The sequence below is a fragment of the Agrobacterium sp. LAD9 genome, from assembly GCF_003031125.1.
Taxonomy (GTDB): Bacteria; Pseudomonadota; Alphaproteobacteria; order Rhizobiales; family Rhizobiaceae; genus Agrobacterium; species Agrobacterium radiobacter.
Map to the genome: position 1 here is coordinate 55636 of NZ_PHGS01000025.1, position 22256 is coordinate 77891.

Genomic DNA, 22256 nt, shown 5'->3' on the forward strand with positions numbered 1-22256 from the left:
TTCTCCGATGACAATAGTCTCCGATTTTCCGCATGTTGCGGTGAACGAACAGAAGGGTGAGCCGGTCAAGGACGGTTACGCGCATTTTCGCGTCGTTCCCGCCCGTTATCCGCTGCGCACGGCGGGCACCGTTCTCTCGGTTCTCATCATCGCGGCCATTTTGCACTCCGTATTCGGTAATCCCCGCTGGGGCTGGAACGTGTTTGCGGAATGGTTCTTTGCCGAACCGGTGCTTGTGGGGCTCGGCCGGACGCTGTTGCTGACGGTGCTCGGGGCTTTTCTCGGTTTCGTGCTCGGCACGGTTCTGGCGCTTGCGCGCGTTTCAGGTTCGCCTTTGCTTGTCGCGATCTCCTGGACCTATATCTGGATATTCCGTTCCATTCCGCTGATCGTGCTTTTGCTGATCCTCAACAATCTCGGTTATCTCTACGAGACCGTGACGATCGGCGTGCCCTATACCGGCATCAATTTCTTCAGCTGGAATACCACGCAGCTGATGACGCCCTTTGCGGCTGCGGTGCTGGGGCTGACATTACATGCCGCAGCCTTTTCATCGGAAATCGTGCGCGGCGGTATTCTTTCGGTGGAGCAGGGCCAGCTTGAGGCTGCGGCCTCACTCGGCCTGCCGCGGCGCAGACAGTTTTCACGCATCGTGCTGCCGCAGGCGATGCGCACCATTCTGCCGAATGGTTTCAACGAGATCATTCTGCTCGCAAAGGGCACCTCGCAGGTCTATATCCTCGCCCTGCCGGAGTTGTTCTACACGATCCAGATCATCTATCGCCGCAATCTGGAAGTGATCCCGCTGCTGATGGTCGCCACCGTCTGGTATCTGGTGATCCTGACGGCGCTTTCCATCGTGCAGCACCATATCGAACGGCACTTCTCGCGCGGCGCGCTGCGCAATCCGCCGCCCTCGCTGTTCGCCACGCTCTACCGCACCTTCCTGCCGCGCAAGCCCTTGCCTGAAGCGGTGGAGACGGCGACGCCTGCGGTTGCCTTGTCCCAACGCCCCGCCACCGTCAGGTCGGGAAGTTTCCAGCTCGGAAATCGCGGCGGTTCGGTCAATATTCACGGTGTCTCGAAATCCTTCGGAACGCTGAAGGTGCTGGACGACGTCAGCCTTTCCATCCCGGCAGGCAGCGTCACCACCATTCTTGGCCAGTCCGGCTCCGGCAAGTCCACATTGCTTCGTTCCATCAACCATCTGGAGCGTGTCGATGACGGCTTTATCGCCATAGACGGCGAGCTGGTCGGTTATCGTCAGAAGGGCGATACGCTTTACGAACTGAAGGAACGGGAAATCCTGAAACGCCGCGTCGAAGTGGGCATGGTGTTCCAGAGCTTCAACCTGTTCCCGCATCTGACCGCACTTGAAAACATCGCCGAAGCGCCGGTCGTGGTTCGCGGCATATCGAAAGAGCAGGCCGAGGCCGAAGCACGCGATCTTCTGGCCCGTGTCGGCCTTGCCGAAAAAGCCGGCGCCTATCCGCGCCAGCTTTCCGGCGGGCAGCAGCAGCGCGTGGCGATTGCCCGGGCGCTGGCCTTGCGGCCGAAGGTGCTGCTCTTCGACGAGCCGACATCCGCTCTCGATCCTGAACTCGTCAACGAGGTGCTTGACGTCATCAAGGAGCTTTCCCGCTCCGGCGTCACCCTCATCATCGTCACCCATGAAATCGGTTTTGCCCGCGAAGTCTCCGACAGGGTCGTCTTTATGGAGCAGGGCCGCATCCTGGAAACGGGCACGCCGGAAAAGGTGTTCAACAACCCGGACCATCCGCGCACGGCCGAATTCCTCGCAAAAGTTCTCTAATCAACAACAAAGGAAACACTCGCATGGCATTTTCATCGAAATTATTGTCCCTGCTCGCCGGCGGTCTTTTCACCGCCACCGCCGCACTCATTCCGGCCGCGCATGCGCAGGAAGTGGACCTGTCGCCCGAACAGAAAGGCCGGGTGCGCGCTGAAAAGGTGGAAGAGGCGATCAAGCTTCTGCCCGCAGGACATAAATTCATCGCCGACGGAAAGCTGACGGTCGCGACCGTGCCGTTCCGCCTGCCGCTGGTGGATTATGCGAGCGACACGAAAACGCCGATCGGCGTGGAGCCGGATATCGCCCAGCTGGTCGCCGACAGCCTTGGCCTTGAGCTGCAACTTGTTCCCATCGCCTGGGCCGACTGGCCGCTCGGTCTCACCTCCGGCAAATACGACGCCGTCACCTCGAACATCACGGTCACGGAAGCCCGCAAGGAAAAATTCGATTTTTCCAGCTATCGCAACGATCTGCTCGGCTTTTACGTCGGCAATAACAGCAAGGTTACGTCCATCGGCAAGCCCGAGGATGTAGCCGGGCTGAAGGTGATCGTCGGCGCCGCCACCAATCAGGAGCAGATCCTGCTGAAATGGATCAAGGACAACAAGGCCAAGGGTTTGGCCGATACCGACGTGCAATATTACGACGATCAGGCCGTGCTTGACGTCGCCCTGCAATCCGGTCGCGCGGATGCCTATCTCGGCCCTAACGCGACCTCTGCCTTCCAGGCGGCAAGCCAGAAGAAGACGAAACTTGTCGGCACCTTCTCCGGCGGCTGGCCGGAGGCGGCGGAAATCGCCGTCGCTTCGAAAAAGGATGCGGGCATCGCCGAGGCCATCACCGCCGCGCTGAACGCCCAGATCAAGAACGGCAATTACGGCAAGGTTCTCGCCCGCTGGAATCTCGGCTCGGAAGCCATCACCGAATCCCGCACCAATCCGCCCGGCCTGCCGAAGAGCTGAGTTCTGGTTTGCTTCCAACAAGCCGAGTTGCCAAAAGCTGAGTTGAAGGTGGGACATCACTCAGCCGGTAGCGCGGGCATCCTCCCGCCCGCGCTACCTCCGTCCCGCAATCATTCTATCGGGAAACCACAATGACCTTCACCTCTCGTCTCGCCACGGCCACGCTCGGTGCTTTTCTGTCCATTGCCGGTTTCGCACCGGCTTTTGCAACGGATGTCTTCGATCTGTCGCCGGACCAGCCCGGCCGCGTCAGGGTTGAAAAAGACCCCGGCGCTATTGCCGCTATTCCCAAGGATTTCAAATTCGTCACGCCGGGCAAACTCACCGTCGCGGTCGCACCCGGTGGGCCACCGCTTGCGACCTATGCGACGGATGCAAAAACTGTGGTCGGTGCAGACCCTGATTACGCTCTTGCGGTGGCCGACAGCCTCGGCCTCGATCTGGAGTTGGTGGCGGTGGCCTGGGCGGACTGGCCGCTGGGGCTTGCTTCGGGCAAATACGATGCGGTGATCTCGAATGTCGGTGTGACCGAACAGCGCAAGGAAAAGTTCGATTTCTCCACCTATCGTCAGGGCCTGCACGGATTTTTCGTCAAGTCGGATAGCGGTATAACTGCCATCCGCGAGCCGAAGGACGCGGCCGGCCTGAGGATCATCGTCGGCGCTGGCACCAATCAGGAGCGCATTTTGCTGAAGTGGAGCGACGAGAACGTTGCCGCCGGGTTGAAGCCGATCGAGTTGCAATATTACGATGACGAAGCCACACGGTTTGTGGCGCTTTCTGCGGGGAGGGCGGATGTGATCGTCCAGCCGCATGCGCAGCTGGTTTTCATCGCCGCACGCGACAAGACGATCAAGCGCGTCGGAACCCTCTCCGCCGGCTGGCCGGAACGGTCCGATGTCGCCATCACCACCCGCAAGGGCTCGGGACTGGCCGATGCACTGACGCTTGCCACCAACGACCTGATCAAGAGCGGCGCTTACGCGAAGATCCTGGATCGTTGGCAACTATCGGAAGAAGCCCTGCCGGAATCGCGCACCAACCCACCCGGCCTGCCAAAAAGCTGACCGGTCGAATAAATGCGGCGGACGACAATACCCGCAGGCTCAGGCCTTGCGGGTATTGTTTTGTCCGTCAGCCCTGGGCGGGAAGGGCGCGAAAGAGTTGTCGCAATTCGCCAACAAAGGGTTTGAAGAAACGTGAGAGCGGCCGCGCCGTGTTGGTGGAAACGGCGACATTCATCGTCACTTCAGGCATGAACGGGCGCACCGTCACTCCCTCGAAACTGTTCCACCGCACCAGGCCGTCGACAAGGGCGATGCCGATACCGCCACGCACCAGCGGCACAGCGCCGACCGATGAGGTGACCTGCACCGAGACATCACGCGTAAGCCCGTCGCGTTCGAAGACCTCGTTCAGCTGCGGGCCGATCTCGTCCGCATGGTTGCCGTAGGAAATCAGCGGCCTGCCGGCGAGGTCGCGGGGCGTCACCGTCATCATTTCGGCCAGGGCATCATCATGCCGCATCACCGCCACAACAGGCACGGAGGCAAGAATTTCACTGCGCACCGTTGGTGCCTGAATGGTGGACAGCGTTACCGCAAAATCGATGTCTCCCAGCAGCAGCTGCTCGGCAATTTCTTTTTTGGGCAGGGCGTTGAGGTGGATTTTGACGGTCGGATGCGCCTGCCGGAAAGCGAGCAACGCTTCAGGCAGCACGGAATAGGTGACCGGCAGGCTGGCCCCGATGCGCAGAAGGCCAAGCTTGCGCTCGCCGATGGTGCGCGTCAGTTTTTTCAGCACTTCCAGTTCACGGAAAACCCGGTCGGCATCCTCGTAGATCAGATGCGCTTCCATCGTCGGCACCAGCCGCCCGCCGATGCGCTCGAACAGCTTGTAACCCAGCTGGCTTTCCAGATGGTGCAACACCTTGCTGACGCCGGGCTGGGAAACGGCAAGCGAATTGGCAGCCGCTGTCACGGAGCCGTCGCGCATGATGGCGCGGAAAATTTCAAGCTGTCGGGCGTTCATGGAAACCTCCGGCGTCATCTCTTCCATAACCCAAGGTTCTGTTCAAGCGACCATTTGCGATTGGTGAGAAACCTTCTGCCGTGGAAATCTGTGACGGTGCAGGAGAGGTGCCTGCGAAGGTTTCGGGAAAGGAAACGCGGATGCTTGCCAGATTCAGGCGCATCGCCGAAGGGCGACGCGCGGTTTGCCCTGTCCTGATCGACGGCATGCCGGTCGAGGCGCTGGAGGGAGACACGGTGCTGACGGCGCTGATGCTGTCGCGCGGGTTTGCCCGCCTTTCGGAATTCGCCGATGGCAAGCGGGCAGGTTTCTGTCTGATGGGCGCCTGTCAGGATTGCTGGGTCTGGACCGGGGAAGGGGAGCGGCTGCGCGCCTGTTCCACCGCCGTTCGCCCGGGCATGGATATCAGAACCGAGGTTCCGGAGGGGTTATGGCAGATTTGCGCGTCGTGATCGTGGGCGCCGGCCCCGCCGGTACGCGTGCCGCCGAGACGCTGGTGCGGGCTGGGCTTCGCCCCATCGTCATCGATGAGGGAGATCGCAGCGGCGGCCAGATCTATCGCCGTCAGCCGCAGAATTTCAAGCGCTCCTATACCGCTCTTTACGGCACGGAAGCGGACAAGGCGAAGGCTCTGCACGACACATTCGACGGGCTTTCAGACCATATCGATTACCGCCCGCAGACCCTGGCGTGGGCAATTCGCGACAATCGCATTCATATTCAGCGCGCAGAGACATCCGAAGCTCTGGATTTCGATGCCCTCATCATCGCATCGGGTGCGACCGACCGCATCATGCCCTTGCCGGGCTGGACGAGGCCGGGTTGTTTTTCGCTTGGCGCGGCGCAGATATCCCTGAAGGCGCAGGCCTGCGCGATAGGGCGACGGGTGGTTTTTATGGGCACGGGGCCGCTGCTTTATCTCGTGGCTTATCAATATATGAAGGCAGGGGCGGTGCCTGTGGCGGTGCTGGATACCACGCCATTCTTCACGCAGATCAAGGGCCTGCCGGGGATGGTGGCACGACCAATGCAGCTCCTCAAGGGCATACGGCTTGTCGCGGCGCTGCTTGCGGGCGGCGTGAGGATCGAACGGGGCATCGTGCCGATAGAGATTATCGGCGACGCTGAGAGTGGCGTGACCGGCATTCGCTATCGGGATGCGTCCGGTGAGGAAAAACGTCCCGCCTGCGATGCCATCGGCATGGGCTATCATCTGCGGGCGGAAAGCCAGCTTGCCGACCTTGCCGGTTGCCGCTTCTCCTTTGATCCGCTGATCCGGCAATGGCTTCCGGATGTGGACGATATGGGGCGGAGTTCCGTGCCTGATGTCTATCTGGCAGGCGATGGCGTGCGTATTCTCGGTGCAGATGGTGCGGAAGCCTCCGGCCGGCTCGCCGCGCTCGCGCTTCTTGAGGATCAAGGTTTGAAGCCATCCCGTGCGGAAATCGGCCGCTGCCGGAAATCGCTGAAAGCCGCGAGCCGCTTTGCGCAGGGAATGGCCCGGGCCTTCCCCTGGCCGCACCTGCTGGTGCGGACACTTGCCGACGAGACGATTATCTGCCGCTGCGAGGTGGTGACGGCGGGCGAGTTGCGCGCAAGTGTGAGCGGCAAGGGCGCGACGGAGGTCAACCGCTCGAAAGCTTTCTCGCGGGTTGGTATGGGGAGATGCCAAGGCCGGTTCTGCGGGCAGGCGGGACAGGAGATTGTCGCCGCCGCCTCTGGTCTATCGGTGGAATTGGCCGGACGGCTGCGCGGGCAGGCGCCGGTGAAACCGCTGCCGCTGGCGATTGTGAAGGGAGGCGATGATGCGTAACACGCTTGCAGAGGCCGATGTCATTATCGTCGGCGGCGGCATTGTTGGAACCGCGACGGCGTTTTTCCTGCGGCAACGGGGTGTCAGCGTCATTTTGCTGGAGCGGTTCCTTGTCGGTCAGCAGGCGAGCGGCACCAATTTCGGCAATGTCCGCCGTCAGGGCCGTTATCTCGGGCAGCTTCCGCTCGCCAACAGATCGCGGGATATCTGGAGCCGGATCCCGCAACTGACCGGTGCGGATGTGGAATTCATGCCCGTCGGCCATATCCGTTTTCTCTGGGCGGAAGAACAGATCGCCGTGGTTGAGAAATACCGCGACGATGCCGCGCAATATGGTCTGGAATTGCAGATCCTCTCGCGCGAGGCTGTCAGGCAGAAATTCCCCTTCATCGGACCGGAGGCGGTTGCGGGATCATGGTCGCCGCATGATGGTCACGCCAATCCGCGCCTCGTTGCGCCCGCCTTTGCCCGCGCGGCGCGGCAGGATGGTGCAACCATCGTGGAAAATTGCGAAGTTCTGGCAATCGAAAAGGCGGGCGAGGATTTCCGGGTGACGACGGAGGAAGGGGAATATCGCGCGCCCTCGGTGCTGGTCGCCAACGGTGCATGGGGCGGCGGGTTTGCCGGCGCCCTGGGAGAGGCGGTGCCGCTGGAAGTGGCCGGCCCGCAAATGGGCGTGACGGAACCTTTGCCATGGTTCATTCACCCCGTCGTCGGCGTCTCCACCAAAATTCCCGGCGAGGTCATTTATATGCGGCAAATCCCGCGCGGAAACGTCATTTTCGGCGGGGTGAAACGATGCGCCGCCGCGCTGGACGAACGCCGGGCGAAATATGATCCCGCCGGGCTTGATGCTCAGCTGCGCCAGTTGCTGCGGCTGGCTCCCGCTTTGCGCCATGCCCGGCTGATCCGCACCTGGTCCGGCGTGGAAGGTTATATGGCCGACGATCTGCCGGTCATGGGGGAAAGTGCTGCAACCTCCGGCCTTTATTACGCTTTCGGCTTCAGCGGCCACGGTTTCCAGATCGGGCCGGGTGTTGGCGACGTGATGGCGGAGCTGATAGCAACCGGGAAGACTACGACGCCGATTGCGGATTTTCACATCGGCCGGTTCCATCGCGGTGAGTCTGTCGCATCCCATTAAGGGAGGGTCAGAAATCGGCGACCTTGCCCCAGGACGAATCGAGGAAGCGGCTGGGGTGATAGGGGGCGGCATCGACGATCGGGTTCGAGCCCGTCACGATATCGGCGATCAGATGGCCGGCACCCGGTCCGATGCCGAAACCGTGGCCGCTGAAGCCGGCGGCGAGGATGAAGCCGGGCAATTCGCTGGTTTCGCCAATGGCAGGCACGCCATCAGGCGTGCTGTCGATGAAGCCCGCCCAGGCGGCGGAAATCTGGGTTTTGCCGAGTGCCGGCAGAAGCTTCAGTGCCCTTTCATGGGTCTCGCGGATGGCGGCGGCATTGGGTTTCGGATCGAGAATACGAACCCGTTCCATCGGCGTCGGCGCATCGAGCCGCCAGCGTTTCAGCGTCTCGTGGCCGCCGCGAAGACCTTCCAGCCCGCCTGGCCGCAGGCTTCGCCAGCGCTTGAGAAACATCGGAACAAATTCACGGGCAAACCGCATCTGCTGCGCCGTCGGGTCGATGCGCCCCAGCCCGCTGATAGCGAGAGTATAGCCGCCGTCTTTTCTCTTCGTGGCTGAGACGGCGGCGGTGTGCAGTGCATCCGGCAGCCCCTCCGCACCCGGCGTGACGGACAGAATGGAGGAGCGGACGGAGGCCTGCGGGAAACGAATGCCGAGCTGGCGGCAAAAGGACGACGCCCAGGCCCCGCCGGACATGATGGCGGTTTTGGTGCGGATCGTGCCTTTTTCGGTGACAACGGCGCTGACACGGCCGCCTTCCGTCTCAAGCCCGCGCGCGGCGCAATTCTGATGCACCGTGCCGCCCAATTTGATGATGGCGCGCGCCACGGCGGGTGCCGCCATGGAAGGATCGGCCGTACCGTCTGTCGGTGAAAACACACCGCCCTTCCAGCGTTTGCCCGTAGATCGGCCGCGTTCGCTCGCCTCATCGGCGCTCAGCATATGGGTCGTCACGCCTGCGGTAATGGCAAAGTCACGCCAGCGCGCCCAGCCGGCAAGCTCGGCTTCATTGTCGCTCAGATAAAACAGCCCGCAGCGCCGAAAACCCGTGTCCTCGCCGCTCTCTGCGCCAAATTCTTCCCAAAGCGCCAGGCTCTTGGTGGAAATCGGCAATTCGCGGGCGTCGCGGTTCTGCTGGCGGCACCAGCCCCAGTTGCGGCTGGATTGCTCCGCCCCGATCAGGCCCTTTTCGACCAGCGCCACTTTCAGGCCGCGCCGGGCGAGATAATAGGCGGCGAAGACACCGACGATGCCGCCGCCGATAATGACGGCGTCCGCAGATGTCGGCAGTTCCGGCGATGTCGTGATCTGTTGCAGCGGGGCGGGCATGGTCGGACTCCTTATATTCGTCCTAATTTACCTCAGCTGGCGTGTAAACGCTGCCAGACTGGGCGTCTTGCCGGAATCTCATGCTGTTGGTGGCCACGTCTGCAACTCTTTATGCTGCACCAAAAAAACATCTCCACGTCGACAGGGCGCGCCCATGTGGTAAGATTTCCGATACCGCGCCAGAATTTTATGCCGCGTGTTCAAAAAACAAAAAAGGGGTTCCGCACGTGATGAAACTTGACCGGATCGATATCAAGATCCTCTATGAACTGCAGAAAAACGGTCGCATCACCAATGTCGAGCTGGCGGAGCTTGTCAATCTGTCGCCAAGCCCGTGCCTGATGCGGGTAAAGAAGCTGCAGGCGGAAGGCTATATCGAAGGTTATTCGGCGCAGATCAACATCAACAAGCTCGGCCAGACGCTGACGGTGTTTACGGAAATCACGCTGAAGAACCACCGCCAGATCGATTTCGCCCGCTTCCTCGGCGTTGTCGAAAAGATCGACCAGGTGGTGGAGTGCCACCTCGTTTCCGGGGGTTACGACTACCTGCTGAAATTTGTCACCTCTGGCATCGTCGAATACCAGTCGATCATGGAGCGACTGACCGATATGGATGTCGGCATCGATAAATATTTCAGCTTCGTGGTGCTGAAATCACCAATCATCAAATCGCATATGCCGCTGACCAGCCTGTTTCCGCTTTGAGGTGTGAGAAAACGGCCCTTTGCAGGGCCGTATCATCCCGTTCTCACCTCTTCGAAAACGCCCGCACCAGCTCCGCATCCTGCTGGAGATTGTCGAGCCATTTCGGGTCGAGTTTCGGCACCGAGGAGAACAGCAGTTTCGAATAGGGGTGGGTCGGCGACTTGATCGCTTCCGTCTCCAGATGCTCCACCTTCTGTCCGCCATACATCACGACGATTTCGTCACAAATGGTCTCCACCACCGAAAGATCATGGCTGATGAAGATGTAAGAGAGGTTCAGCTCCCGCTGCAGTTCCCCGAGAAGATCGATGATCGCGGCCGCGACCACGGTATCGAGCGCCGAGGTGATTTCATCGCAGATGATGAGCGATGGTTCGGCGGCAAGCGCCCGGGCGAAATTGACACGCTGCTTCTGCCCTCCGGAAAGGCCGGAAGGATGGCGATGGCGAACCGAGCGCGGCAGCTTCACCATATCGAGAAGCTGGTCGATCCGCGCATCGCGCGCCTTGCCCTTCATACCGTGATAAAAGGTCAGCGGCCGGCCGAGGATGTCCTCGATGGGTTTGGACGGGTTGAGTGCCGTGTCGGCATATTGGAACACGATCTGCATGCGGCGAAGCTGATCGCCGGTCCGTCGGCGTGCATCGGCATCCAGTTCCTTGCCTTCGAAGATCACATGGCCGCTTGCCGCCGGCAGAATGCCGGCAATGGCGCGCGCAAGTGTCGATTTTCCGCAGCCGGATTCGCCGATAATGCCGAGATTGCGGCCGGGATAGACTGAAAGACTGACGGAATCCACCGCACGCACTAGCGGCATCTTGTCTCCGCCCTTCGTTCCATATCCGGCGATCAGCTCCTCGATATCCAGGAGGGGCGTGGCCTGCTCCTGTTTGACGGGTGTGACAACGCGTGCCTTGTCGTGAAAAGCCGTCAGCAATTCCCTAGTATAGGGATGCTGCGCATTTTCGAGGATATCCGCCGTGGTTCCGGTTTCCTGCACCTCGCCGCCTTTCAAGACCACGATCCGGTCGGCAATCTGGGCGACGACGGCAAGATCATGCGAGACATAAACGCCGCCGATACCGCCCTTGCGCATTGCCGATTTGAAGGCGCGCAGCACCTCGATCTGGGTCGTGACATCGAGCGCCGTGGTCGGTTCGTCGAAGATCACCAGCTTCGGGTTGCCGATCAGCGCCATGGCGGCGGACAGGCGCTGAAGCTGGCCGCCGGACACCTGATGCGGGTAGCGCTCGCCGATGGTCTCAGGGTTGGGCAGCGACAGGGCCTTGAAGAGTTCTACCGCCCGCACCCGCGCCTCCTGCGGCGGCATCAGATGGTGGATGCGGGTGACTTCGATCACCTGGTCGATGATCCTCTGCGCAGGGTTAAAGGCGGCGGCCGCACTTTGGGGCACATAGGTCACCTTCGTGCCGCGGATCGTTGCTCGCTCGGCTTCGGAAAGCTGCACCATATCGCGGCCCGCCACCTTGACGCTGCCGCTGGAAATGCGGCAACCCGGGCGGGCATAGCCCATCAGCGTCAGCGCAATGGTGGTCTTGCCGGAACCGCTTTCGCCGATCAGCGCAACGATCTCGCCATCGGCGATGTCGATGTCCACACCCTTGATGATGTCGATGCGGCGGCCGGAATCGGTGGTGGCCTCGACTTTCAGTCCGCGGATTTCAACGAGATTGCTCATTATTCGCTCCTGTCGCGGATTTTCTGCGGCAGATTGTCGATCAGCAGGTTGACGCTGATCGTCAGGCTGGCAATCGCCAGGGACGGGAAGATGACGGCGGGTGCCGCGAACGGCAGGCCGCCGATGTTCTCGCGCACCAGCGCACCCCAGTCCGCATTCGGCGGCTGCAGGCCAAGGCCAAGGAAGGAGAGGCCCGACAGCAGCAGCACGATGAAGACGAAGCGCACGCCAAGATCGGCCAACACGGGACGGACGATGTTCGGCAGGATTTCGGAACCGATGAGATAGAGCAGGCTTTCGCCGCGCACGCGGGCGACGGTGACGAAATCCATGGTGTTGACGTTGACGGCAAGCGCTCGAGCGAAACGATAGGCGCCCGGCGTATAGATGACCGAGAGCGTGATGATCAGCACCGGAATGGACGAGCCGACGGCGGCGACGACGACGAGGCCGAAAAGCTTGCTCGGAATGGAATTCACCGCATCGAGAAACCGGCTCAGCGTCGCATCGAACCAGCCGCCGATGACGGCGGCGCACATGCCGAGCACGACACCGGAGGTGCAGGCGATGGTGACGGCGGCGAGCGATATGCCGACCGTGAAACGCGCGCCCATGAGAATGCGGGAAAACACGTCACGGCCGAGATAATCGGAACCGAGCCAGAGATCTGATGTCATCGGCCCAAAATAGTCGAGATCGACGATTTCACCGACCGGATGCGGTATGAGATACGGCGCCAAGATTGCGACCATGGCCCAGGAAAAAATGATGAGAAAGCCGAAAACGCCGACTGCGTTGATCTTGTAACCCAAACGCGAAGTCCCCGAAGTTGTTTTGATATTGTCGGCCATCAGCGCAGCCTCGGATTGGACATGATGGCGATAATGTCAGCCGTCGTGATGAGGAGGAGATAACCGACGCAGAAGATCATCGCGCAGCTCTGGATCAGCGGCAGGTCGCGCGTCGCGACGCCATCCACCATCAGCTTGGCGATGCCAGGATAATTGAAGATCGTCTCAACGATGATGACGCCGCCGACGAGATAGGAAAGCGACAGCGCCACCGCATTGACGATGGGGCCGAGCGCATTGGGAAGCGCATGGCGAAGCACGATGCGCATGCGCGGCGCGCCCTTCAAAAGCGCCATTTCGACATAGGGCGTATCCAGCGTTTCGATGACGGCGGCGCGGCTCATGCGGATCATCTGCGCCGAGACGACGAAAGTCAGCGTGATGACCGGCATGGCATAGACCCGCAGCACATCGAAAAGCGTGTGAACCTCGCTGACCAGCGATAGCGCCGGCAGCCATTTCAGGTAAACGGCGAAAAGCAGCACGGCGAGTGTGGCGATCATGAATTCCGGCACCGAGATGACGCCGATGGTCAACACGGTGACGGCCCGGTCATAAAGCGTTCCGCGCAGCATGGCGGAGCTGATACCGAGGGTGAGCGCCAGCGGCACGGCGATGATGGTGGTGATGCCGGCAAGCTTCATGGAATTGACGAAGCGCGGACCGATAAGGTCGGCAATCGCCATGTTGTTGGCATAGGAGGTGCCGAGCTCGCCATGCAGCAGGCCGAAGAGCCATCGGACGAAACGCAGCAGGGCAGGATCATCGAGATGCATGGCGGTGCGCAGGCCAGCCACGGCCTCCGGCGTTGCCGCCTGGCCGAGAAGGATCGTCGCCGTGTCGCCGGGCAGCAGGCTGGTGGCGGAAAAGACGATAAACGACACGATCAGCAGCGTCGTCAGCATGACGACCAGCCGCCTGGCGATAAGGGAGAATATCCGGCTGTTCATTCACATGCTCCTGCGACCTGCCTGATTGTGGAGGCTTCCCGCGTCCTGCGGAAAACGTGCCGGGCGCATTTTCGCGCCCGGCCCCATGGTCTATCAGGCTTCGAGCCAGACGTGTTCCGCAAAGGAATAACCCATCATGCCGCCGAGCGGATTGGCTTCCAGCCCCTTCAGCTTGGAGGTGATGGCGTCGACATTCGAAATATAGGCGGGGATGATGGTGCCGGCTTCGTCGGCGATCATCGTTTGCAGTTCGAAGTAGATCTGCTTGCGCTTCTCCATATCGAGCATGCCGCGTGCTTCGAGCATCAGCTTGTCGAACTTCGGCGACTTGTACTGGCTTTCGTTCCACGGGGCGTCGGAAGCGTAGAGCAGCGAGAACAGGATGTCCGGCGTCGGGCGCGGGTTGATGTTGCCGAAGTGAACCGGCGCCTTCAGCCAGTAATTGCTCCAGTAGCCATCGGAGGGAACACGCTGCACGTCCAGCTTGACCCCGATTTCCGCGGCAGAAGCCTGGATGATCATCGCCATGTCGACCGAAGAGCTTGCTGCATCCGATGCGATGACCGGAATGGACTGGCCGATGAGGCCTGCCTTCTGGAAGTGGAACTTCGCCTTGTCCGGATCGAAGGCTTTCGGCTTGAGATCCGGATTGTGGTAGGGGTTCATCGGCGGAACCGGCTGGTCGTTGCCGACTTCACCGAGGCCGCGCAGGGCCGCCTTGACGATCTGCTCGCGATTGACGATCGACTTCATGCCGGCGACGAAATCGGCATTGTTGCCGGGCGCCTGGTCGAGACGCATGTTGAGGTTGGTGTAGTTCCCTGATGTCGTCTTGGACAGAACGACACCTTCCTGCTTGTCGAGCAGGCGCAGCGCACGCGGGTTGATGGAGGCCGCGAGCTGGATATCGCCGGAAAGCAGGGCGTTGACGCGGGCATTGTCGTCCGAAATCGCCATGAATTCGAAACTGTCGATGTGCGGGCCGCCGGACTTCCAGTAATTGGTGTTCTTGGCCATGATCGAACGGACGCCCGGCTCGAATTTTTCGAGCTTGAAGGCGCCGGTGCCGTTGCCCTTGGAGAAATCCGTGGTGCCGTCGGCAACGATCATGAAATGGTGCAGGGCCAGAATGGATGGCAGGTCGGCATTCGCGTTCGCCAGCGTGATTTCGACCGTGCTCTTGTCGAGAGCCTTGAAGCCGGTCATCTGCGCGGCAATCTTGGCGACCTTGGAACCGACGGCCGGATCGAGATGGCGCTTCAGCGAATAGACCACGTCATCGGCGGTCAGCGCCTTGCCGTCATGGAAGGTGACGCCGGAACGCAGCTTCACCGTCCAGGTCTTGGCGTCCTTCGTTTCGATGGCTTCGGCCAGCTCCAGCTGCGGCGTGCCGGAAACATCAAGGAAGCTCAAACGGTTATAGAGCGCGCAGCAACGAACATAATCCGTCGAAAGCGAGGCTTTTGCCGGATCGAGCGTATCGGCGGTGGAGGAGGACCAGCCGGCTGCCTTGAGGGTGCCGCCGGAGACCGGCGTTGCGGCCACGGCATTTGAGGCGCGACCGAGAATGGCCGAACCGGCGGAAAGGGCGACACCACCCGCCAGCAGCATGTGAAGCAGCTCGCGCCGCGTTGCGCCGCGTCGGATCGCCTGTTCAACGGCGGCATCGTCGGAGCGGGTCCAGTTTGTAATCCTGTCACTCATGGTCTTCCCCTTTTGTATGATTTGTTGAAATGCTTCTGAAGAAATTTCAGGCATGCCGCATCCCAGTTCGCGGCACGCCATTGACGGTGCGGCTTAACCGACCGTTTGCCTCGCCGCGTCGGCAAGGCCGGCCATGGAGGTAAAGTGGTAGTCCGGCTCGGTGAAGTTTTCCGGCTCGATGGTGCCGCCATATCCCTTCTGGGCGTGGCGCCGCTCGATCCAGCAATTGGTCATGCCCAGTTTCCGGGAAATGCCGATATCGTGATACTGGCTTTGCGCGACATGCAGGATGTCATCCTTCGATGCGCCTTCGCTCTCCACAAAAGCAAAAACCTTTTCGAAGAAGGCAGGATCGGGCTTTTCCGTGCCGGTATCATCCGCCGTGAAGGCTGCATGAAAGGGATTGCCGAGTTCCTTCGCGAAATATTCGAAGGCCCAGCGCTGGGCATTGGTCATGGCGATGAGGCGATGCGTCTTGGCAAGCTCGGCCATGGCGGCGCGGCTGTCTTCAAAGCCTTTCCAGCTTTTTGCGGCGTCGCGCAGGCGCTCGCCGAAAGCGCGTTCTGCCGGCAGTCCAAGTTGCGGAGCGATGATCAGATAAACGCGGACGAGATCGTCCGGAAACAGGTCGGTCGCGTCGGAGTAACGGGCTGCGCGATAGAGGGCGAGCGCCTTTTCACCATCGACCTCCACGCCGTTTTCCGCGCCGATTGCGGCCAGCGTCGATTTCAGGCCGCCTTCGAAATCGATGAGGGTCCCCACCACGTCGAAGCTCATATATTTGAAGTCGCTCAGTTTTTTGGGCAATGTCGGTCTCCGCTTTGCCGCCTCGGCCTCTTGGGGAGACTGCGGCAGATTATTCTGTTCCCGGACGGGATCCTTGCCCCGTTCCCATTTGTAATTACGCCCTTTTTTATGGCGTTTAGTGCCGTTTGCATTAATAGTTTGGCACTTTCGGCACGCCGGATACGCCGAAATGGATCGGCTCTTCGGCAGAATATTGCGAATATGCGGTGCGTTGCGACATTTCGAGAGGGTGCCGCAACGCTGCCCTTCTATCGGCTCAGGCCATGGCGGCCCTGACGGCCGGGTCTTCGAGTGTCTGGTCGAGCGTCTTCAGCGTCCGCTCGATAATGGCGTCGATCTCGCTATCGGTGCAGCAGAGCGGCGGCGCATAACCAAGAATGCCGTTTGCAAAGGCGCGCACGATCAGGCCGTTTTCCCAGGCGCGGTCGAAAACCTTGCGTGCAGGGGCCGCTGCAGCCGGCAGCGGCGTCTTTTTGTCCTTGTCGGTCACAAGTTCGATGGCGGCGAGCATGCCGCGGCCGCGCACATCGCCAACCAGCGGATGGCTTTTCAGGCCTTGAAGGCCGGCCATCAGTCGTTGACCGGCGCGGCGGCCGTTTTCCAGCAGTCCGCCCTCGTAGAGTTTCAGCACTTCAAGGCCGACAGCGGCGCTGACGGGATGGGCGGAGTAGGTGTATCCATGCCCCACGGCGGCATCGCCGGCAAAGTCGGCTATTGTATCATAGACGTGATCCGCCATGAAGACGGCGCCCATCGGCACATAACCCGACGTGAGACCCTTTGCAGCCGTGATGAAATCAGGCACGATGTCCTCGTCCGTGCAGGCAAAGAGCGGTCCGGTGCGGCCGAAGCCGGTGATGACCTCATCAGCGACGAAGAGAATGCCATAGGAACGGCAGAGTTCGCGCATGGCCTTGATCCAGCCCGGCGGCGGCACCAGAACGCCGCCCGAGCCCTGAATGGGTTCCGCATAAAAGGCGGCGACCCGGTCCGGGCCGATGGCCTCGATCTTGTCTTTGAGAATTTGCAGGGAGGAGGCAACGATCGCGGCAGGATCGCTGCCGGCCGGATTGCGGTAGGCGTAGTGTGACGGAATTTTGTGCTGCCAGTCATAAGGCACACCGAAACCCGCATGGAAAGCGGGTAGCGCCGTGAGACCCGACCCGGCGGTAGTGGAGCCGTGATAACCCTGTTCGATGGAGATGAACTGGTCGCGCTGCGGCTGGCCTTTCGCGTGCCAGTAATAGCGGATGAAGCGGATGGTGCTGTCCACCGCATCGGAACCGCCAAGCGTGAAATAGACATGGTTGAGATCGCCCGGCGCGCGGTCGGCGAGTTCGGAGGCGAGCCGGATCGCCGGTTCACTGCCGATGTCGAAATAGGCAGTGGCATAGGGCAGCTCACGCATCTGTTTGGCTGCCGCTTCGACGATGCTGTCATGCCCGTAACCGGCATTGACGCACCAGAGGCCGGCAAAACCGTCGATGAGCTGGTGACCGGTCATGTCGGTGACCGTGGCGCCGCTTGCCGATTTCAGCACCCGCACACCAAGCTTCTCATGGCCGCGGAAGGAGGAGACGGGGTGCACCAGATGGGCGCGGTCCAGTTCGATCAGTGAATTGCTTAACATGGGTCTCTCCAGATTCAGCCCAGTGCCTGGCTGGTCAATGCGAATGTTTTCAGTTTTTTGTCGGCGGGGATTTCGGTTTTCGACCGGCGCATGGCGATGCCGCCGCCGACATGGGCAAGGCCACGTTCGGCAAGCCAGGGGCCAAGACCGGTATCGGCGGTGGTATCCACGCGCAGGAATGCGCCGGGGCGCTCGGAAACTGCAAAGGCGATCAAATCCCTAGCGATTTCAGCATTTTGCGCCACGACCGGGCCGATGACCTCGCCGCGCCCGAAGGTGCGAAGGGCGGCAAAACCCTTGATGACGCCCTGTTTCTCAACGATCGCGAAACGTGCCCTGTCGGCAAGCGCTGCAAAGAGCGCCGTGCGATCCGCGCCGAAAGCCTCCGCATCGAGTGCCGCAAGCGCGGCCGGATCAATGGTTTCGACCCAGATGACACCGGTTGGCCTGTCGGTCGTCACCGGAATTCCCTGATGTTGACGCACCTCGCCGCAGGCGACGAAGCCCAGTTTTTCGTAGAGCGGCAGGCCGTCGGCCGTGGCGACCAGACGGCATTCGCGGTCTTCTGCTGCGTCCATTGCCGCCTGCATCAGTTGACGCCCGAGGCCGCGGCCGCGCATGCTCTCATCCACGATCACCATATTGACGGTGGCGCAGCTTTCTCCGAGAAGCGTCGCCATGGCGGTGCCGACGACGCGTCCGTTCTCAAGGGCGACAAAACCCCTGCTCAGGGAAAGGACCAGCGCCCAGTCTTCCTTCCGGTGCGGCCAGCCGGCCTGGCGGGAAAGTTCAACGGCCGCGTCGAGGTGGTCCGGTTGAAACATTTGGATATCGATCAGGCTCGCCTGCATGCCGGAACTCCGTTTTTTCTTACTCTTCATTGATAGACTGACGCCGGAAGAAGATTGTCCCGACAAATGGGAAGGTTCGATATGTTTCGCTGTTGCTTTTATCCGCCGCCGCATCTTATGCCGCATCTTGTCCGCACCCGGTCGTAAAACCAGGACGGGCGGCGGCTTTCGGTTGGGCTCAACGCAACTCTCTGCCAAACTGGCGGCTGCATACGCAACAATCTGCTTCCGCTGATGGCAATTGCGGTGCGCCGACCGGGCAAAGGCTTTCTATGATCAATTCATTCCGGCACGGCCGATCCCCAAGCAAGGATGACGACGATATGACCATCTTCCGCCCGAAATACATCTCCTTTGATTGCTACGGCACGCTGATCAATTTCCAGATGGCAGAGGCCGCCCGTGATCTCTATGGCGATCGCCTGGATGAAGCGCAGATGCAGCAGTTCATCAAGAATTTTGCGGCCTACCGTCTTGATGAGATCATGGGTGACTGGAAGCCCTATGCTCAGGTGGTCCACAATTCGCTTTCGCGCAGCTGCAAGCGCAATGGTGTCGCTTTCAAGGATGAAGATGCCGCTTTCGTTTACGAGCGCGTTCCGACCTGGGGTCCGCATGCCGATGTTCCGGCCGGCCTTGCGAAAGTCGCGAAGGAAATTCCCCTCGTCATCCTGTCCAACGCCATGAATTCGCAGATCATGTCGAATGTCGAAAAGCTCGGCGCACCCTTCCATGCGGTCTATACCGCCGAGCAGGCACAGGCTTACAAGCCGCGTTTCAAGGCCTTCGAATATATGTTTGACATGCTCGGCTGCGGTCCGGAAGATATGCTGCATGTTTCCTCCTCGTTCCGTTACGATCTGATGTCGGCCCACGATCTCGACATCAAGAACAAGGTCTGGGTCAATCGCGGCCACGAGCCCGCCAATCCCTATTATGGTTATGTCGAGATATCAGATATTTCCGGCCTGGCAGGCGTGGTTGGATTGTAAGGAAAGGTCGGGACCATGAAGTTCGTCTCCTATTGGCACGATACCGCGCCGCAATTTTCAGGTGCCGCGCAAGGTCCCGTCGAAGGTCATTATGATGTCGCCGTCATCGGCGGCGGCTTCACCGGTCTCGGGGCCGCGCGCCAGCTGGCCAAGGCGGGCGCGCGGGTGGTCGTTCTCGAAGGGGAGCGGGTCGGTTGGGGCGCCTCTGGCCGCAATGGCGGGCACCTCAACAATGGCCTTGCCCATTCCTATCTCTCCGCCAAGGCGGAACTGGGCAAGGAACGCGCGATCGCCCTCTACAAGGCGCTGGACGATTCAGTCGACACGCTGGAAGCACTGATCGCAGAGGAGGGGATTGATTGCAATTTCCGCCGCTCCGGCAAGCTGAAGCTCGCTTCCAAGCCGCAGCATTTCGAAGGTCTGGCAAGGAATTTCGACGCGCTGCACGCCGAGGTCGATCCCGATACGGCTCTCTTGTCGGCTGCTGATCTCGAGGCGGAAATCGGCTCGCCCTTTTATGGCGCCATGCTCTCGAAGAAAAGCGCAATGATGCATATGGGCCGCTATGTGGCCGGCCTTGCCGAAGCCGCCAGCCGCCATGGCGCGGTGATCTTCGAAAAAGCGGCGGTGACGAAACACATCCAGAACGGTAAGCTCCATGAGCTGGAAACTGCCCGTGGCAAGGTCACGGCCAACAATGTGCTTGTTGCTACCGGGGCTTACACACCCTCCGGCTTCGGTTATTTCCGCCGCCGCATCATCGCGGTCGGCAGTTTCATCATCGCCACGCGGCCGCTGACGGATGCCGAAATCAAGGCTTCGGTTCCCGGCAACCGCACCTATGTCAACTCCATGAATATTGGCAATTATTTCCGGCTCTCGCCTGACAACCGGCTGATCTTTGGTGGCCGCGCCCGTTTTTCCGCAACTTCGGATCAGCGTTCGGACTCCAAAAGCGGTGCGATCCTGACGGAAAGCCTGCATCGCATTTTCCCGCAGCTTGCCCATGTGCCGATCGATTATTGCTGGGGCGGACTGGTTGACATGACCAAGGATCGTTATCCGCGCGCAGGTTTCCATGACGGCGTCTGGTACGCCATGGGCTATTCCGGCCACGGTGCGCAGCTTTCCACCCATCTCGGCATGATCATGGCCGACGCCATTCTCGGGCGGCCGGATAACAATCCGCTGAAGGGGCTGGACTGGCCGGCGGTGCCGGGTCATTTCGGTAAGCCCTGGTTCCTGCCGCTGGTGGGATTCTATTACAAGATGCTGGATAAGATTCAGTAGAAGGGCTGTTAGTTCTTCCGTCATGCCGGACTTGATCCGGCATCCAGCCACCGCGCGTCTGCGCGGTGAAAGAGTTTCTTGCGATCAATGACTTGATCGCACTGGACCCGGACCGAGTCCGGGGCGACGCGTGTAAATGCTGCCGCTTTTTTCAATCCCACGCTTCAAAAAAGAAGGGCCGCAGAGCGGCCCTTTAGGCGGGGATGAGAAAAAGGCTCAAGCGAGCCCACCGATATGGAAGGTCTTGATCTCCAGATATTCCTCGATACCGACCTGCGCGCCTTCGCGGCCGAGGCCGGATTGCTTCACGCCGCCGAAGGGGGCGACTTCGGTGGAGATGAGGCCGGTATTGAGGCCGACCATGCCGAATTCCAGCGCTTCGCCCACACGCCAGGCGCGCTTGAGGCTCTCGGTATAGAAATAGGCGGCGAGGCCGAAGGGCGTGCCATTGGCGATGGCGAGTGCTTCTTCTTCCGTCTCGAAGCGGAAGAGCGGCGCGACGGGTCCGAAGGTCTCTTCGCTTGCCAGAAGCATGCCGGTCGTGGCGTCCGTCAGCACCACCGGTGCCGTATATTGCGGACCTTCCGGCAGATTGCGCGGCTTGGTGATGATCGTCGCGCCCTTCGAAATAGCGTCGTCGATATGGGCGCGGATCTTGGCGATGGCCGGCTCGTTGATCATCGGGCCGACGGAGACCCCCGCTTCCGTGCCGGGGCCGACCCGCATGGCATCGACGCGATCCGCCAGTTTTTTCGCGAAGGCGTCGTAAACACCAGACTGGACGAGAATGCGGTTGGCGCAGACGCAGGTCTGGCCGCCATTGCGGAATTTCGAAATGAGAGCGCCTTCAATGGCGAGATCGAGATCGGCATCGTCGAAAACGATGAAGGGCGCATTGCCGCCCAGTTCCAGCGACAGTCGCTTTATGCTGTCGGCGGCGCCACGCATCAAAAGCGAACCGACGCGGGTGGAGCCGGTGAAGGAAATCTTGCGCACCGTCTCGTTCGCCATGATTTCGTTGCCGATTTCCGTCGGCATGCCGGTGACGATGTTGATGACACCTGCGGGAATGCCGGCTCGTTCGGCGAGTACGCCGAGCGCCAGGGCGGAATAGGGTGTGAATTCCGACGGCTTGATGACCACGGTACAGCCGGCTGCGAGTGCGGGCGCGACCTTGCGGGTGATCATGGCGTTCGGGAAGTTCCATGGCGTGATGATGCCGCAGACGCCGACAGGCTCCTTCAGCACCACGATGCGCCGGTCCGGCGTCGGCGAAGGAATGGTGCCGCCGCCGATGCGCCGCGCCTCTTCCGCAAACCATTTGACGAAGGATGCGCCATAGTGGATCTCCCCCTTCGCCTCCTCAAGCGGCTTGCCCTGTTCCGTGGTCAGGATCAGGCCGAGATCGTCTATATGCTCGATCATCAGCGCGAACCATTTTTCGAGCAGCGCCGCACGCTCCGCATGGGTCTTCTTCTTCCACGGTCCGAAGGCGGCGTTGGCGGCCTCGATAGCCGCGCGCGTTTCCGCGCTCCCCATATCGGGAACGGTACCGATCACGGCCTGTGTCGCGGGATCGATGACATCGACCGCCTTGCCCGACGCTGCCGTCTTCCATGCGCCGCCGATCAAGCCCGTCTGGCGAAAGAGTTCTTTGTCCTTCAAGCCCTGCATCATAA

At 60.8% G+C, this 22256-nt stretch carries 19 protein-coding genes; 9 read left to right on the forward strand and 10 right to left on the reverse strand.

Annotation, left to right across the window (positions count from 1 at the left end):
* Positions 1–7: 7 nt before the first annotated feature.
* From DA915_RS29430 to DA915_RS21830, 3 genes are all read left to right on the forward strand, one after another.
* Positions 8–1813, forward strand: a complete 1806-nt coding sequence (locus DA915_RS29430; protein WP_107677297.1) for an amino acid ABC transporter permease/ATP-binding protein — start codon at positions 8–10, stop codon at positions 1811–1813.
* 23 nt (positions 1814–1836) lie between these two features.
* Entirely contained in the window at positions 1837–2775 is a 939-nt protein-coding gene (locus DA915_RS21825) for an ABC transporter substrate-binding protein (protein WP_020812196.1), read from the forward strand.
* Positions 2776–2906: 131 nt separating this feature from the next.
* A complete protein-coding gene (locus DA915_RS21830) occupies positions 2907–3842 on the forward strand; it encodes an ABC transporter substrate-binding protein (protein WP_107677298.1) in 936 nt (311 codons plus the stop codon).
* A gap of 67 nt (positions 3843–3909) precedes the next feature.
* Here the strand turns inward: DA915_RS21830 and DA915_RS21835 are convergent, their stop codons facing one another.
* Positions 3910–4833 (reverse strand): LysR substrate-binding domain-containing protein, encoded by a 924-nt coding sequence (locus tag DA915_RS21835; RefSeq protein WP_107677299.1) that lies wholly within the window; start codon positions 4831–4833, stop codon positions 3910–3912.
* Positions 4834–4946: 113 nt separating this feature from the next.
* Here DA915_RS21835 and DA915_RS21840 point away from each other — a divergent pair, with 113 nt between their 5' ends.
* From DA915_RS21840 to DA915_RS21850, 3 genes are read left to right on the forward strand one after another with little or no spacing between them, the layout of a single operon-like run.
* A complete protein-coding gene (locus DA915_RS21840; protein WP_107677526.1) occupies positions 4947–5258 on the forward strand; it encodes a (2Fe-2S)-binding protein in 312 nt (103 codons plus the stop codon).
* Positions 5237–6619: an NAD(P)/FAD-dependent oxidoreductase gene (locus DA915_RS21845; RefSeq protein ID WP_107677300.1), complete on the forward strand. Its 1383-nt coding sequence runs from the start codon at positions 5237–5239 to the stop codon at positions 6617–6619. Before DA915_RS21840 ends, DA915_RS21845 begins: the two co-directional genes overlap by 22 nt.
* Entirely contained in the window at positions 6612–7763 is a 1152-nt protein-coding gene (locus DA915_RS21850; RefSeq protein ID WP_107677527.1) for an FAD-binding oxidoreductase, read from the forward strand. Before DA915_RS21845 ends, DA915_RS21850 begins: the two co-directional genes overlap by 8 nt.
* Before the next feature lie 7 nt (positions 7764–7770).
* On the opposite strand, the gene DA915_RS21855 is transcribed toward DA915_RS21850, so the two are convergent.
* Positions 7771–9096, reverse strand: a complete 1326-nt coding sequence (locus DA915_RS21855) for an FAD-binding oxidoreductase (RefSeq protein WP_107677301.1) — start codon at positions 9094–9096, stop codon at positions 7771–7773.
* Positions 9097–9326: 230 nt separating this feature from the next.
* On the opposite strand from DA915_RS21855, the gene DA915_RS21860 reads away from it, so the two are divergent.
* On the forward strand, positions 9327–9803 hold the full coding sequence (locus DA915_RS21860; RefSeq protein WP_003506856.1) for an Lrp/AsnC family transcriptional regulator: 477 nt from the start codon (positions 9327–9329) through the stop codon (positions 9801–9803).
* Positions 9804–9846: 43 nt separating this feature from the next.
* Here DA915_RS21860 and DA915_RS21865 read toward each other — a convergent pair whose 3' ends face one another.
* The 7 genes from DA915_RS21865 to DA915_RS21895 all read right to left on the reverse strand — a co-directional run bounded on the left by DA915_RS21865 (position 9847) and on the right by DA915_RS21895 (position 18295).
* Entirely contained in the window at positions 9847–11502 is a 1656-nt protein-coding gene (locus DA915_RS21865; protein ID WP_003506855.1) for an ABC transporter ATP-binding protein, read from the reverse strand.
* The gene (locus tag DA915_RS21870) at positions 11502–12353 is read right to left on the reverse strand and encodes an ABC transporter permease (protein WP_107677302.1); all 852 of its coding nucleotides are present in this window, start codon (positions 12351–12353) and stop codon (positions 11502–11504) included. Before DA915_RS21870 ends, DA915_RS21865 begins: the two co-directional genes overlap by 1 nt.
* Positions 12353–13303 (reverse strand): ABC transporter permease, encoded by a 951-nt coding sequence (locus DA915_RS21875; protein ID WP_003506851.1) that lies wholly within the window; start codon positions 13301–13303, stop codon positions 12353–12355. Before DA915_RS21875 ends, DA915_RS21870 begins: the two co-directional genes overlap by 1 nt.
* 93 nt (positions 13304–13396) lie before the next feature.
* Positions 13397–15007 (reverse strand): ABC transporter substrate-binding protein, encoded by a 1611-nt coding sequence (locus tag DA915_RS21880; RefSeq protein WP_107677303.1) that lies wholly within the window; start codon positions 15005–15007, stop codon positions 13397–13399.
* Between the two features lie 93 nt (positions 15008–15100).
* Complete coding sequence (locus DA915_RS21885; protein ID WP_080866891.1) at positions 15101–15814, reverse strand: HAD-IA family hydrolase; 714 nt, start codon at positions 15812–15814, stop codon at positions 15101–15103.
* Between the two features lie 256 nt (positions 15815–16070).
* Positions 16071–17444 (reverse strand): aspartate aminotransferase family protein, encoded by a 1374-nt coding sequence (locus DA915_RS21890; protein ID WP_080866890.1) that lies wholly within the window; start codon positions 17442–17444, stop codon positions 16071–16073.
* Between the two features lie 14 nt (positions 17445–17458).
* A complete protein-coding gene (locus DA915_RS21895) occupies positions 17459–18295 on the reverse strand; it encodes a GNAT family N-acetyltransferase (RefSeq protein WP_107677304.1) in 837 nt (278 codons plus the stop codon).
* Positions 18296–18618: 323 nt separating this feature from the next.
* Here DA915_RS21895 and DA915_RS21900 point away from each other — a divergent pair, with 323 nt between their 5' ends.
* Together DA915_RS21900 and DA915_RS21905 are read left to right on the forward strand one after the other, a co-directional pair.
* On the forward strand, positions 18619–19287 hold the full coding sequence (locus DA915_RS21900) for a haloacid dehalogenase type II (protein ID WP_107677528.1): 669 nt from the start codon (positions 18619–18621) through the stop codon (positions 19285–19287).
* Between the two features lie 15 nt (positions 19288–19302).
* On the forward strand, positions 19303–20577 hold the full coding sequence (locus DA915_RS21905; RefSeq protein ID WP_003506840.1) for an FAD-binding oxidoreductase: 1275 nt from the start codon (positions 19303–19305) through the stop codon (positions 20575–20577).
* A 216-nt stretch (positions 20578–20793) separates the two neighbouring features.
* Here DA915_RS21905 and DA915_RS21910 read toward each other — a convergent pair whose 3' ends face one another.
* Positions 20794–22251: an NAD-dependent succinate-semialdehyde dehydrogenase gene (locus DA915_RS21910; RefSeq protein WP_107677305.1), complete on the reverse strand. Its 1458-nt coding sequence runs from the start codon at positions 22249–22251 to the stop codon at positions 20794–20796.
* Positions 22252–22256: the final 5 nt, after the last annotated feature.

What these genes read in the sequence shown, in the direction of transcription:
- DA915_RS29430 (WP_107677297.1), top strand. Translation starts at nt 8, where the DNA reads ATGACAATAGTCTCCGATTTTCCGCATGTTGCGGTGAACGAACAGAAG.
- DA915_RS21825 (WP_020812196.1), top strand. Translation starts at nt 1,837, where the DNA reads ATGGCATTTTCATCGAAATTATTGTCCCTGCTCGCCGGCGGTCTTTTC.
- DA915_RS21830 (WP_107677298.1), top strand. Translation starts at nt 2,907, where the DNA reads ATGACCTTCACCTCTCGTCTCGCCACGGCCACGCTCGGTGCTTTTCTG.
- DA915_RS21835 (WP_107677299.1), bottom strand. Translation starts at nt 4,833, where the DNA reads ATGGAAGAGATGACGCCGGAGGTTTCCATGAACGCCCGACAGCTTGAA.
- DA915_RS21840 (WP_107677526.1), top strand. Translation starts at nt 4,947, where the DNA reads ATGCTTGCCAGATTCAGGCGCATCGCCGAAGGGCGACGCGCGGTTTGC.
- DA915_RS21845 (WP_107677300.1), top strand. Translation starts at nt 5,237, where the DNA reads ATGGCAGATTTGCGCGTCGTGATCGTGGGCGCCGGCCCCGCCGGTACG.
- DA915_RS21850 (WP_107677527.1), top strand. Translation starts at nt 6,612, where the DNA reads ATGCGTAACACGCTTGCAGAGGCCGATGTCATTATCGTCGGCGGCGGC.
- DA915_RS21855 (WP_107677301.1), bottom strand. Translation starts at nt 9,096, where the DNA reads ATGCCCGCCCCGCTGCAACAGATCACGACATCGCCGGAACTGCCGACA.
- DA915_RS21860 (WP_003506856.1), top strand. Translation starts at nt 9,327, where the DNA reads ATGAAACTTGACCGGATCGATATCAAGATCCTCTATGAACTGCAGAAA.
- DA915_RS21865 (WP_003506855.1), bottom strand. Translation starts at nt 11,502, where the DNA reads ATGAGCAATCTCGTTGAAATCCGCGGACTGAAAGTCGAGGCCACCACC.
- DA915_RS21870 (WP_107677302.1), bottom strand. Translation starts at nt 12,353, where the DNA reads ATGGCCGACAATATCAAAACAACTTCGGGGACTTCGCGTTTGGGTTAC.
- DA915_RS21875 (WP_003506851.1), bottom strand. Translation starts at nt 13,303, where the DNA reads ATGAACAGCCGGATATTCTCCCTTATCGCCAGGCGGCTGGTCGTCATG.
- DA915_RS21880 (WP_107677303.1), bottom strand. Translation starts at nt 15,007, where the DNA reads ATGAGTGACAGGATTACAAACTGGACCCGCTCCGACGATGCCGCCGTT.
- DA915_RS21890 (WP_080866890.1), bottom strand. Translation starts at nt 17,444, where the DNA reads ATGTTAAGCAATTCACTGATCGAACTGGACCGCGCCCATCTGGTGCAC.
- DA915_RS21895 (WP_107677304.1), bottom strand. Translation starts at nt 18,295, where the DNA reads ATGCAGGCGAGCCTGATCGATATCCAAATGTTTCAACCGGACCACCTC.
- DA915_RS21900 (WP_107677528.1), top strand. Translation starts at nt 18,619, where the DNA reads ATGACCATCTTCCGCCCGAAATACATCTCCTTTGATTGCTACGGCACG.
- DA915_RS21905 (WP_003506840.1), top strand. Translation starts at nt 19,303, where the DNA reads ATGAAGTTCGTCTCCTATTGGCACGATACCGCGCCGCAATTTTCAGGT.
- DA915_RS21910 (WP_107677305.1), bottom strand. Translation starts at nt 22,251, where the DNA reads ATGCAGGGCTTGAAGGACAAAGAACTCTTTCGCCAGACGGGCTTGATC.